General features: G+C 63.5%; 11 protein-coding genes. 6 read left to right on the top strand and 5 right to left on the bottom strand.

Annotated features, from left to right (window positions below; all coding sequences use genetic code 11):
* Positions 1–57 precede the first annotated feature (57 nt).
* From C2U70_RS10205 to C2U70_RS10185, 5 genes are all read right to left on the bottom strand, one after another.
* A complete protein-coding gene (locus C2U70_RS10205) occupies positions 58–579 on the bottom strand; it encodes a hypothetical protein (RefSeq protein WP_140977879.1) in 522 nt (173 codons plus the stop codon).
* A 69-nt stretch (positions 580–648) separates the two neighbouring features.
* Positions 649–1,461 carry an MBL fold metallo-hydrolase gene (locus tag C2U70_RS10200; RefSeq protein ID WP_140977878.1) on the bottom strand — a complete coding sequence of 271 codons (813 nt, stop codon included), beginning with the start codon at positions 1,459–1,461 and terminating at the stop codon, positions 649–651.
* Positions 1,462–1,554: 93 nt separating this feature from the next.
* Positions 1,555–1,824, bottom strand: coding sequence for an AbrB/MazE/SpoVT family DNA-binding domain-containing protein (locus tag C2U70_RS10195; protein ID WP_246666720.1), 270 nt, complete (start codon positions 1,822–1,824; stop codon positions 1,555–1,557).
* A 34-nt stretch (positions 1,825–1,858) separates the two neighbouring features.
* Positions 1,859–3,385, bottom strand: coding sequence for a permease (locus tag C2U70_RS10190; RefSeq protein WP_140977877.1), 1,527 nt, complete (start codon positions 3,383–3,385; stop codon positions 1,859–1,861).
* Complete coding sequence (locus C2U70_RS10185; protein WP_186294166.1) at positions 3,382–4,128, bottom strand: ABC transporter ATP-binding protein; 747 nt, start codon at positions 4,126–4,128, stop codon at positions 3,382–3,384. The genes C2U70_RS10190 and C2U70_RS10185 overlap by 4 nt, the downstream gene beginning before the upstream one ends.
* A gap of 264 nt (positions 4,129–4,392) precedes the next feature.
* On the opposite strand from C2U70_RS10185, the gene C2U70_RS10180 reads away from it, so the two are divergent.
* The 6 genes from C2U70_RS10180 (at position 4,393) to C2U70_RS10155 (ending at position 11,251) form a co-directional block, all read left to right on the top strand.
* Positions 4,393–5,268, top strand: a complete 876-nt coding sequence (locus tag C2U70_RS10180; RefSeq protein ID WP_140977875.1) for a branched-chain amino acid ABC transporter permease — start codon at positions 4,393–4,395, stop codon at positions 5,266–5,268.
* Positions 5,269–5,273: 5 nt separating this feature from the next.
* Complete coding sequence (locus C2U70_RS10175) at positions 5,274–6,425, top strand: branched-chain amino acid ABC transporter permease (RefSeq protein WP_140977874.1); 1,152 nt, start codon at positions 5,274–5,276, stop codon at positions 6,423–6,425.
* On the top strand, positions 6,422–7,180 hold the full coding sequence (locus tag C2U70_RS10170) for an ABC transporter ATP-binding protein (RefSeq protein WP_140977873.1): 759 nt from the start codon (positions 6,422–6,424) through the stop codon (positions 7,178–7,180). The genes C2U70_RS10175 and C2U70_RS10170 overlap by 4 nt, the downstream gene beginning before the upstream one ends.
* Before the next feature lie 4 nt (positions 7,181–7,184).
* The gene (locus tag C2U70_RS10165) at positions 7,185–7,973 is read left to right on the top strand and encodes an ABC transporter ATP-binding protein (RefSeq protein WP_140977872.1); all 789 of its coding nucleotides are present in this window, start codon (positions 7,185–7,187) and stop codon (positions 7,971–7,973) included.
* A 92-nt stretch (positions 7,974–8,065) separates the two neighbouring features.
* Positions 8,066–9,904: an AMP-dependent synthetase/ligase gene (locus C2U70_RS10160; protein WP_140977871.1), complete on the top strand. Its 1,839-nt coding sequence runs from the start codon at positions 8,066–8,068 to the stop codon at positions 9,902–9,904.
* Between the two features lie 147 nt (positions 9,905–10,051).
* Positions 10,052–11,251 (top strand): ABC transporter substrate-binding protein, encoded by a 1,200-nt coding sequence (locus C2U70_RS10155; RefSeq protein ID WP_140977870.1) that lies wholly within the window; start codon positions 10,052–10,054, stop codon positions 11,249–11,251.
* Positions 11,252–11,411 lie beyond the last annotated feature (160 nt).

Below are 11,411 nucleotides of genomic sequence, written 5' to 3'. Positions count from 1 at the left end.
CCGGACAGCCGTGGGCTTGTCCCGGCCATGACGGTGTGGGACGTCTGCGCCCGCTCCCTACGCCGTTCGTCGCGTCGCCTTCACGTCCACCACCAGTCGCCAGTCCGCGGCGGTCGCGCTCTTGGCCTCGCCGAGCCAATGGAAGGAGTTTTGCGTGATCTTCGTAAAGCTCCAGCGCGAGAGATCGCCGGCCTCGGTCGTGCCCTCCTGGACGATGTCCTCACCCTTCGCGCGGCCGATCTGCTGGCGGAACACGCTGCGGCCTGGGTCTATCCAGAAGATGCGCCAGGCGTCGATGGTCGGATCGTAAACGCGCAGCGTCGTGCCGTACCAATTGCCGGCAATCGGAAAGGCCGGCGCGCCGGCGGGACGAGGGATCATCCAGACATCCTGGACCGCACGGCCCTCCAGCACCCAGCCGAAATGGATCTCGCCGGCCGCCCGATGCGTCGTGCCATCGGCTGCGTGGGCGGTGATCTCGGCATCCCAATCGCCGACGAAGCGGCCGTAGAGGTTGAGGGCGCGTGCATGCTCTGCGTTCGGTCCGGCCGCATGCAGGAATTTTGCAAAGTCGCTCATGTGATCTCTCCTGTTGCGGAGAGATCACCACGACGCACGGCCGGCGGCTTGGAGAAAATTGCGCCGCCGTCACACGCCGTCGAGGATGATCACCGTCGGCGTGCTCGGCAGCGTATCCCGCGACATCCGGAAACTGCGCTCGAACCGCCGGTCGATCTCGAACTCCTGCCCGATCCGGCGCATGAACTCTTCCAGTGGCGTGGCAAAACGGTGCATCGGCAGCACCACCGAGGAGCGCAGCCGCTTGGTGATGTCAGACATGCCGCCGAGCGACATGGTGTAGGTGCCGTCGATCGGCACCATCACGATGTCGAGCCGCCCGATCTGGGCGAAATGGGAATCGTCGAGCTTGTGGTGGAGGTGGCCGAGATGGCCGATGCAGAGGCCGGCGACCTCGAAGATGAAGATCGAATTGCCGTCGCGGATCATGTCGGCGCCAAAGTCGTCGCCAAAATAGCGGCGGACGTCGGTGGTGACGTTGCGGATGAAGGTGTCGCCGATCCGGGTCGAGATGATCGCCGGCTTGCCGTCCTCGCCCCAGCCATGCAGCACGTTCGGAATGCGCTTGTCGGGGTATAAAGTGTAGTGCGTGCTGTGGGCCTTGTTCATGGTCGCAACGTCGGGGAGACGGCCGACCTGATAAGCTCCGCTATAGTCGGTCGCGATCCGCAGACCGCCGGGCGTGTCGATGAAATAGGTGGAATGGCCGGCATAGGTGATTTCGACCTGCTGCGCGGCCGCCGCCTGCCGGAACGCCACCGGCATGACGCGGGGCGGCGCCCCCGCCATGGCCAGGCATTCGCTGCGCTGGACCTGCTGTGCGAGGGCAGGTGTCAGGGTCGCGCCGATAAGCGCCAAGGCCGCCGATAGCAGTCGCCACATAGGTCCGTCCCCAGGGAGGGTTTTGCGGAGTGTAACGTGCAATCTGGCGGGCAGCCAACAGGCCGCAATCAACAGCGCGTCAGTGTCGCAGGCCTATCGCTTGCCGGCCCATCCAAGCGTGGTGAGCTTGTTGATCTCGGCAATCGAGAGGGATCGGCCCCTGCGCTTGTCGCTCAGATAGCCAAAGGCGTCTGAAATTTTGCCCGTTGGCCTTGCCCTCAACTCGATCCTTCCGTTCGGAAGTTCGGTCGCGACCAATGCATCGCCGGGACGAACACAGAGGTGTTCCAGCACGTCGGCGGGCAACGTCACATGGCCGTGTTTGGTGACTTTCAACCTGGGCATGGGCAAAAAATAGAGCAAGAAAGCTCTGGTTGAAAGGCGTCAATTGCTCTGCTTAATCCCGCCGCGGGCTGAATTTCCAGGTGGCGGCGACGAGGCTTGCCGTGATGAGGCCGCTGATCAGGCCGCCGATCGGGATCGTCAGCGCCAGCGCAGCGCTGGCCGCCCAGCCGATCGAGGAAAAAGCTTCCGCAAAGGTCGCGAGCCGTGACGAGGTCTGGCGTCTCCGGAATTGGCTGCGCCTGGCCTGTACCCGGAACCAGAGCTGGATCGCGGTGGCGCAGGTCGCGCTGACGATGATGGCGCCTGCGGTGATCGCCGCCTGGCTGAGCGAGGCAAGGGCGAGGGCGGCGATCAGCGGCGCGAAGATGACTGTGATCGCGATCAGCACCACCTCGATCTTGGCGCGGATCATGCGTGACGGCGACAGCGGCGCGGTCGCGACGAGGTCGGCGGCATCCTCGCCTGAGATAGTCAGCCAGGCGAGCCCGCCTGCGAGCTGTCCCGCCGCCATCACGATCACAGGCGTGATCAGCACGAGTGCAGCCGAGCTTTCGGCAAAGCTGCGCCACAGCAGCAGCGCCGGCGGCACCAGATAGAGAAGCTGCATCAGCGTCTGCGAGATCAGCCAGGGATCGCGCCACAACAGCATGAACTCTTTGCGCCGCAGCGCCCGCTGCCGCGAACCGCTCCGGAACCGCCGCTCGCGCGCGGTCTTGCGGCCGGGCGTGCCATAGGCCGCCGCATCGATCGCGGTGTCGGCGAAGCGACCGGAAAACATCGCCATCACGCTGCCGAGCAGCACGAGACCGAGTGCGAGCAGCAGCAGGAGCGGCTCGCTGTCGCCCATCGTCGCGCGTGCCGGCCACCAGACGATGCTGTCAACGTCCGGCGCATAGGCGGCCGCGGATTCGGAGGTCAGCACCGCAAAGCGCGATAGCGTGCCGTAGGACATGATCGCTGCGATCTGCAGCACGATCACGAAGCCGGCGCCGATGATCGCAGCCACGATCTGGGCGATGAAGCGCGTTCGTGCCGGGCCGATCAGGCGAAAGAGGAGGATGGTGATGGCGATCGCGATCGCTGACGCCGACAGGCCCATGGCGACGACCACGCCGAACGCGGCAAGCCATCGCGGTCCGCCGCCGATCACCAGCACGTCGACGAACGGCGTCGAAAGCAGCAGCGCCATCGTGGTGATCGCGAGCGCAATCGCGGCGATCCGCACCGAGAACAGGTTTGTCAGCTTTGCCGGTGATGACATGATGAGATCGAGATCGGCGCGGGCGTAGAACACGCGCGTCACCGATTCGATCGCCTGCGACAGCATCAGCGCCCAGGCGAGCAAAATCGTCGACGAGATCACGATCAGCGAGGGCTTGTCGATCGGCATTTGAAGATCGGCGAAGCGGCCGATCACGGCCCACGCCGGCAGATGCAGGATCGCGGCAAAGACGATGAGGCCGATCACCGCGGCGCGCTTTCGCTTGCGCTGCCCGCCCGTCATCATCGCCAGCCATTCGCGCCAGGCGAGCCGAAGCTCGTGGCGCGCGAACCAGGAGAGCGCCGTCGCCGAGCTCATGCCGCCTCGAGCGTGACCAGCGCGATGAAGAGATCTTCCAGGCTGGTGTCGGTGTGCCCGTTCTGCTGGCGCAGCTCGGTGAGCGTGCCTTCGGCAACGAGGCGCCCCGATGCGATCACGCCGATCCGGTCGGCCATCCGTTCGGCGACTTCGAGGATGTGCGTGGTCATGATGATCGTGCATCCGGTGCGGACGCGTTCGGCCAGCAATCCCTTGACGTGGCGCGCCGAGACCGCGTCGAGCCCGGTCAGTGGCTCGTCGAGAATGATGAGGCGAGGATCGTGGACCAGCGCGCCTGCGAGCGCGACCTTCTGGCGCATGCCCTTGGAGAATCCTTCGCAGCGTTCATGCTTGTGCGGCGCGAGCCCCAGCGATGCGAGAAGTTCCTGCGCGGCGGGCTCGGAGGTCGCGGGATCGATGCCCCAGAGACCGGCAACGAATTCGAGATATTCGAGCGGCGTCAGCTTGTCGTAGATCATGGGCTCGTCGGACACCCACGCCATCACCTGTTTCGCCGCGACGGGATCGGCGAGCGCGTCGACGCCAAAGATCGAAACTGCGCCCGCATCCGGCCGCAACAGGCCCGCGACCATGCGCAGAGTGGTGGTCTTGCCCGCGCCGTTCGGCCCGACCAGGGCATAGAATTCACCGGCATGAATGGTGAGATCGAGGGAATCGACCGCCAAACGGTCAAAACGCTTCGTTAACCCTCGCACATGGAGTGCCGAGTTTTCCGGCTTCATGACAAAGACACCGCCCGGTTTTGCATTGCTCGAGACCATGACTTGAAGATGTTTCGGCACGGTGAATCCTGTCGTTGCAAATTCCGTCATCCGGGATGGAAGGCGATGAGTCACACTTTGTTGACAGCGCTTGGCGGTTCAGGCTGAATTGCTTCAGGGCAAATGGCGCACGACGGCGGCTTGAACCGCTGCGTAGCGACTGGACACAAGATGCAGCAAGACGGCCAAAAGAGCCGCTGTCTGCATCGGGGAGGGTGAACGGCAATGCTGGACTTCGTTCAGCAGCTCGTCAGCGGCATCGCGCTCGGCTGCGTGTACGGCCTGATCGCGCTCGGTTTCGTGCTCGTTTACAAGGCAACCGAAGTCGTCAACTTCGCCCAGGGCGATTTGATGATGCTCGGCGGCTTCTTCGCCTTCACCTTCATCGGCATGATGGGCCTCAATTACTGGCTCGGATTTGCCGGCGCGGTCGCCGCGATGGCGCTGTTCGGCATGCTGGCCGAGCGGGTCGTGGTGCGGCCGATCCTCGGCTATCCGCAATTCTCCATCATCATGGCGACCATCGGGCTCGGCTACTTCCTGCGCTCGGTCGCGGGCATGATCTGGGGCACCGACGATCTGAAGATCGAGACGCCGTTCAGCCAGGGCGTGCTGCGCCTGGGCTCGCTGGTGCTGGCCTATGACAAGCTCTCGGTGATCGCGGCAACGATGATCCTGTGCCTGCTGCTCTATCTGTTCTTCAACAAGACCACGCTCGGCACGGCGATGCGCGCGAGCTCCGAGAACATGCTGGCGGCCTATTACATGGGCATTCCGGTCAAGCGCGTGGTATCGATCGTCTGGGCGATCAGTGCCGCGGTTGCGACCTGCGCCGGCGTGCTGCTCGCGCCGATCACCTTCATCCACTCCAATGTCGGCCTCGTGCTCGGCCTCAAGGCGTTTCCCGCCGCGGTGCTCGGCGGCTTCGGCTCGATACCCGGCGCCGTCGTCGGCGGCGTGCTGATCGGCGTGATCGAGAGCATGGCCGGTTTCTACCTGCCCGAGGGCTGGAAGGACGTCGCGCCGTATCTGGTGCTGCTTGCCGTGCTGCTGCTCAAGCCCGAAGGCCTGTTCGGCCTTCACGTCCGCAAGAAGGTCTGAACGCCATGCGCTTCCTGTTCAAGACCGACTACGAGGACGACATCAAGCTGTTCCCGCATTCGGGCTATTACTTTTCCTACGGCATCCTGTTCGCCCTGCTGCTGGTCGCGCCTTACGTGCTCTCCAGCTATCTGATGAGCCAGCTCGTCTTCGTCTGCATCTACGCGATCGTCGGTGTGGCGCTGCTGATCCTGACCGGGTTTACCGGCCAGGCTTCGCTGGGACACGCGGCGTTCCTTGCGATCGGGGCCTACACGGCGGCGTATTTGCAGAAGTACAACGTGCCGTTCCCGGTCTATTTCCTCGCCGGCGGTCTCTTCACCGGCATTATCGGCGCGATGGTCGGCTTTCCGGCGCTGCGGTTGACCGGCATCTATCTCGTCATCGCCACCATCTCCTTTGCCCTGATCGTCGAGGAGATTCTGGCGCGCTGGGAGAGCGTCACCAACGGCAATGAGGGCATGCGGGTCAAGACATTGTCGCTGCTTGGTGTTCCCGTGCCGCGGGACAGCCCCGGCTTCTATTTCCTCTGTCTGGCCGTGCTGGTGCTGACCATCGTCGGCACGCTCAATCTGTTGCGTTCGCCCACGGGCCGCGCCTTCGTCGCGATCCGCGACAGCGAGACGGCGGCGCGCAGCATGGGCGTCAATGTCGCGCTCTACAAGGTGAAGTCGTTCGCGATCTCGGCGGCGATAACGGGCTTTGCCGGCGTGCTGTTCGCGCACAAGCTCTCCTTCATCTCGCCGGAAATGTTCACGCTGCAGCTCTCGATCGAGTTCATCATCGTGATCCTGATCGGCGGCACGTTCAGCCTGCACGGTGCGGTGCTGGGCGCGATCTTCATCGTGATGATCGATCCGTTCCTGACCTACCTGAAGGACGACATGCCCGGCATCATCGCCGGCGTCGCAGCCGCCTTCGGCGCGGGCAAGGAGCGCGCCGCGAGCATTCAGTCCAGCGTCGCCGCATTCGCCTCGCTCAACGGCCTGAAGGGCGCGATCTACGGCGTCATCATCATGCTGTTCGTGCTGTTCGAGCCGCTCGGCATCTACGGCCGCTGGCTGAAGATCAAGCTCTTCTTCCAGCTCTTTCCGCTCTACAAGCGCGCCACCTTCAAGCGGCAGAAGATCTACGTGAAATCGGAGCGGAACCGATGAGCTATTTTCGCGCCGAGAACCTGTCGCTGCATTTCGGCGGCCTCAAGGCCGTGGATTCGGTGTCCTTCGCGGTCGAGAAGGGCGAAATCCTCTCGATCATCGGCCCGAACGGCGCCGGCAAGAGCTCGATCTTCAACCTGATCTCGCGGATCTACCGGCCGACCTCGGGCCGTATCTTCTTCGAGGACCAGGACATCACGGAGCAGCCGCCCTACGACATCGCAAAGCTCGGTATCGCCCGCACCTTCCAGAACATCGAGCTGTTCGAGAATGCGAGCGTGCTTGCGAACCTCCTGGTCGGGCGCCACCGTCACTCGACGACGCAGCTCTGGCAGGAGTTTCTGTTCCTGCCGAGCGTGCGCGCCAACGAGAAGGTGCACCGCCGCCGCGTCGAGCAGGTCATCGAATTCCTCGACCTCGAATCCTACCGCGACAAGTTGATCTCGGGTCTTCCTTACGGCGTGCGCAAGGTGATCGAGCTTGCGCGTGCGCTCTGCTCCGAGCCGAAGCTGATCCTGCTGGACGAGCCGTCATCCGGATTGAACGTCGAGGAGACCGACGACATGTCGTTCTGGATCCGCGACCTGAAGAACGATCTCGGCATCACCGTGCTGATGGTCGAGCACGACATGTCGCTGGTCAACCGCGTCTCCGACCGCGTGATCGCGTTGAACTACGGCCGCGTGCTGGCGATGGGCTCGCCGTCCGAGGTGCAGCAGCATCCCGACGTCGTTGCCGCCTATCTTGGAGCCTGACGCGATGGACGCAGCCGTCAAATCAGACATCATCCTCAAGCTCAGCAATATCGAGAGCTATTACGGGCCGATCATGGCGATCCGCGGCATCTCGCTGGAGGTGCCGCGCGGCCGCATCGTCACGCTGTTAGGGGCCAACGGCGCCGGCAAGACCACGGTGCTGAAGACCATCTCCGGCATCCTCGATCCGCAGAAGGGCTCGATCGAATTCCTGGGCAAGTCGATCCAGCGCATGGAGGCCGACAAGATCGTGCGCCTCGGCCTCAGCCATGTGCCGGAGGGGCGGGAGGTGTTTCCGTTCCTTTCGGTACGCGAGAACCTGATGATGGGCGCCTATCCGCGCAAGGACCGCGACGGCGTCGCGGAGGATCTGGAGCGGGTCTACGGCTATTTCCCGCGCTTGCGCGAGCGCATCAACCAGCCGGCCGGCCAGCTCTCGGGTGGCGAGCAGCAGATGCTCGCGATCGGGCGCGCGCTGATGAACCGGCCGACGTTGCTCCTGCTCGACGAACCCTCGCTCGGCCTGTCGCCGATCCTGGTGAAGGAGATTTTCACGATCATCCGCCGCGTCAACGAGGAGCAGGGGATGTCGATCTTGCTGGTCGAGCAGAATGCCAAGGTGGCGCTGGAAACCGCCCATTACGGCTACGTGCTGGAGATCGGCCGGGTCGTCATGAACGACACCTGCGACCGCTTGATGCATTCCCAGGACATCCAGGAATTTTACCTTGGGGCCAAGGAAGCCGGCGCCCGGGGCGAACGGCGCTGGAAAAAGAAGAAAACGTGGCGTTGAGAAGGACTTGGCGTTAAACATGGCTTCCCTTTCCCCGACATAGACCGCCGTCAAGGCGGCAGCGGGAAGGAAGCGACAAGGAGGGAACGAGCATGGCCCGACCGGCGGTGCTGACGGTCGCCGACACGATCGCGAAGACGTTTCTGCTCGCGGTGGAGACGCGTGGCGACAGCCCTGCGATCCGCGAGAAGAAGTTCGGCATCTGGCAGCCGACGAGCTGGCGGCAATGGCTGGAGATCTCGAAGGAGATCGCCTACGCGCTGCGTGCCTCCGGCTTCGCGCCGGGGGACGTCGCGTCCATCATCGCCAATGCGGTGCCGGAATGGGTCCATGCCGACATGGGCATTTTGTGCGCCGGCGGCGTGTCATCGGGCATCTATCCGACCGACTCCTCCGCGCAGGTCGAATATCTCGTCAACGACTCCGCTACCCGGATCATCTTCGCCGAGGACGAGGAGCAGCTCGACAAGGTGCTGGCCTGCCGCGCGCGCTGCCCGACCCTGCAGAAAATCGTCGTGTTCGACATGGAAGGCCTGAGCGGCTTCACCGACGACATGGTGCTGTCGATCGACGAATTCCGCGCGCTCGGCCGCAACCACATGGTGGGGCGCGAGACGCTGTGGCAGGAGATGATCGACAGCCGCGGCGCCGGCGATCTCGCGGTCCTCGTCTATACGTCGGGCACGACCGGTCCGCCCAAGGGCGCGATGCACGCCAACCGCAGCGTGGTGCACCAGATGCGGCACGCCAACGACTACATTCCGGCGCAGGAGCGCGAAGAGCGGTTGATCTTCCTGCCACTCTGCCATGTCGCCGAGCGCATCGGCGGTTACTACATTTCGGTCGCGCTGGGCTCGGTGATGAACTTCGCCGAAAGTCCGGAGACGGTGCCCGACAATCTGCGCGAGGTGCAGCCGACCACGTTCCTGGCGGTGCCGCGCATCTGGGAGAAATTCTACTCGGCCATCACCATCGCCCTGAAGGATGCAACGCCGTTCCAGCAATGGATGTATCGCCGCGCGATCAACATCGGCTATCGCATGACCGATTGCCGGCTCGAGGGCGGCCAACCCTCGTTCGCGCTCAAGCTCGCCAACCGCTTCGCCTATTGGCTGGTGTTCCGCAACATCCGCCGCATGATCGGGCTCGACCGTTGCCGCACCGCCTTCACCGGCGCCGCGCCGATCTCGCCGGATCTGATCCGCTGGTACCTCGCGCTCGGCATCGACATGTACGAGGTCTACGGCCAGACCGAGAATTGCGGGGTCGCGACCGTGATGCCGCCTGACCGCATCAAGCTCGGCTCGGTCGGCAAGTCGGTATCGTGGGGCGAAGTCAGCCTCTCGCCGGAGGGCGAAATCCTGATCAAGGGCGACTTCCTGTTCATGGGCTATCTCAACCAGCCGGAGAAGACCGCCGAGACCATCGATCCGCGCGGCTGGCTGCACACCGGTGACGTCGGTACCATCGACAATGAAGGTTTCGTCAAGATCACCGACCGGATGAAGGACATCATCATCACGTCGGGCGGCAAGAACATCACGCCGTCGGAGATCGAGAACCAGCTCAAATTCTCGCCCTACATCTCCGACGCCGTCGTGATCGGCGACAAGCGGCCCTATCTGACCTGCCTCGTCATGATCGACCAGGAGAACGTCGAGAAGTTCGCGCAGGACCACGACATCCCCTTCACCAATTATGCGAGCCTGTGCCGCGCCACCGAGATCCAGGACCTGATCCAGCGCGAGATCGAAGCGGTCAACGTCAACTTCGCCCGCGTCGAGACCATCAAGAAATTCTACCTGATCGAACGTCAGCTCACGCCCGAGGACGAGGAGCTGACGCCGACCATGAAGCTGAAGCGCAGCTTCGTGAACAAGCGCTATGCCACCGAGATCGACGCGATGTATCGCGAGCGCGCGGTGGCGTGACCGCATGGCCCGGATCCGTAGGACCGCGTTCGCGCAACGTGGGAACCGGTGTTCCGACAAGGGCCATGCGTAACAAGAGGCTGAGAGACAGCGAAGGAGCGATGGCCACGCCCTTCGCGTAACACGGGCCAGGGAGAGGAGACGTCAATGTCGAAATCGTTCAGGGCAGTCGGCCTTGCGGTGGGCGCGGTGGTGCTCACGCATCTGCCGGCTGCGGCGCAGACCAAGGTCACCAATGAAGGCATCTCGGCGACCGAGATCGTCATCGGCACCCATCAGGATCTGTCGGGTCCGATCAAGGGCTGGGGCGTGCCCGTGTCCAACGGCATGAAGATGGCGGTCGAGGAGGTCAATGCCGCCGGCGGCATCAACGGCCGCAAGATAAAGCTGGTCGTCGAGGACAGCGGCTACGATCCGAAGAAGGCCGTGCTGGCGTCGCAAAAGCTGATCGAGCGCGACAAGATTTTCGCGATGGTCGGGCCGATGGGATCGCCGACCGTGCTCGCCGCGCAGGACATCCTGCTCGACGCGGGGGTACTGCAGCTCTTCCCGCTGACCGCGGCCGAATTCACCTTCAAGTTCGATCCGGCCAAGCCGCAGGAGCGCCTGAAGTTCAACAACCTGCTGCCTTACGTCGAGAGCACGCGCGCCGCGCTCAAATACATGATGGAGTGGAAGGGCTTCAAGAAGCCCTGCATCATGCACCAGGATGACGAGTACGGCAAAAACGTGCTCGACGGCTTCAACCAGCAGCTCACTGCCATGAAGGTGCAGCCGGCCTCGATCACGACCTACAAGCGCGGCGCCTCCGACTTCAGCGCCCAGGTCGCCAAGATGAAATCCGATGGCTGCGACCTCGTCGTGCTCGGCGCGGTCCTCCGTGAGCCCATCGGGACCATGAGCGAGGCCAAGAAGCTCGGTTGGGACGTCACCTTCCTCGGCGCGACGCCGGTCAACGTGATGGAAGTGCCGTTGCTCGGCAAGGAGGTGGTCGAAGGCCTCTATTCGGCGAGTGCCTTCGAGATCCCTTACGACGATACGGCCAAGGGCAAGGTCAAGGACTGGCTGGTCAACTACAAGAAGATGTTCAACGCTGACGCCAACTCCCAGGCCATCATCGGCTACAACGCAGTCATGACCTTCGCCTTCTATGCGCAGAAGGCGGGCAAGGACCTGACGGGGCAGAAGATGCTCGAAGCGTTGGAGTCCGGCGACAAGTTCATGGATATCTTCAACTCGCCGCCGACGACGTTCTCCAAAACCAACCATCTCGCCAACACCATCACCCAGGTGCAGCAGATCAAGGGCGGCCGCTGGGTTCTGGTGAAGGACAATCTGATGTTCTGATCTTCACCTCTCACCACGCTGACGGTGCACCCTCTCCCCTTGTGGGAGAGGGTGGATCGCCGCGTAGCGGCGAGAAGGGTGAGGGGTCTCCCTCCGCGAACTCGTTCGGGAGTTGGGCTCGCGGAGAGAACCCCTCATCCGGCGCCATAGCCGATGCGAA

It is taken from the genome of Bradyrhizobium guangdongense (assembly GCF_006483445.1).
Classification (GTDB): Bacteria; Pseudomonadota; Alphaproteobacteria; order Rhizobiales; family Xanthobacteraceae; genus Bradyrhizobium; species Bradyrhizobium guangdongense_A.
Note: the sequence above shows the minus strand (reverse complement) of the source record. Positions and strands in the feature narration are given on the sequence as shown.

Excerpts from the sequence above, each read along its gene's own strand:
- C2U70_RS10205 (WP_140977879.1), bottom strand. The coding sequence starts at position 579 with ATGAGCGACTTTGCAAAATTCCTGCATGCGGCCGGACCGAACGCAGAG.
- C2U70_RS10200 (WP_140977878.1), bottom strand. The coding sequence starts at position 1,461 with ATGTGGCGACTGCTATCGGCGGCCTTGGCGCTTATCGGCGCGACCCTG.
- C2U70_RS10190 (WP_140977877.1), bottom strand. The coding sequence starts at position 3,385 with ATGAGCTCGGCGACGGCGCTCTCCTGGTTCGCGCGCCACGAGCTTCGG.
- C2U70_RS10185 (WP_186294166.1), bottom strand. The coding sequence starts at position 4,128 with ATGAAGCCGGAAAACTCGGCACTCCATGTGCGAGGGTTAACGAAGCGT.
- C2U70_RS10180 (WP_140977875.1), top strand. The coding sequence starts at position 4,393 with ATGCTGGACTTCGTTCAGCAGCTCGTCAGCGGCATCGCGCTCGGCTGC.
- C2U70_RS10175 (WP_140977874.1), top strand. The coding sequence starts at position 5,274 with ATGCGCTTCCTGTTCAAGACCGACTACGAGGACGACATCAAGCTGTTC.
- C2U70_RS10170 (WP_140977873.1), top strand. The coding sequence starts at position 6,422 with ATGAGCTATTTTCGCGCCGAGAACCTGTCGCTGCATTTCGGCGGCCTC.
- C2U70_RS10165 (WP_140977872.1), top strand. The coding sequence starts at position 7,185 with ATGGACGCAGCCGTCAAATCAGACATCATCCTCAAGCTCAGCAATATC.
- C2U70_RS10160 (WP_140977871.1), top strand. The coding sequence starts at position 8,066 with ATGGCCCGACCGGCGGTGCTGACGGTCGCCGACACGATCGCGAAGACG.
- C2U70_RS10155 (WP_140977870.1), top strand. The coding sequence starts at position 10,052 with ATGTCGAAATCGTTCAGGGCAGTCGGCCTTGCGGTGGGCGCGGTGGTG.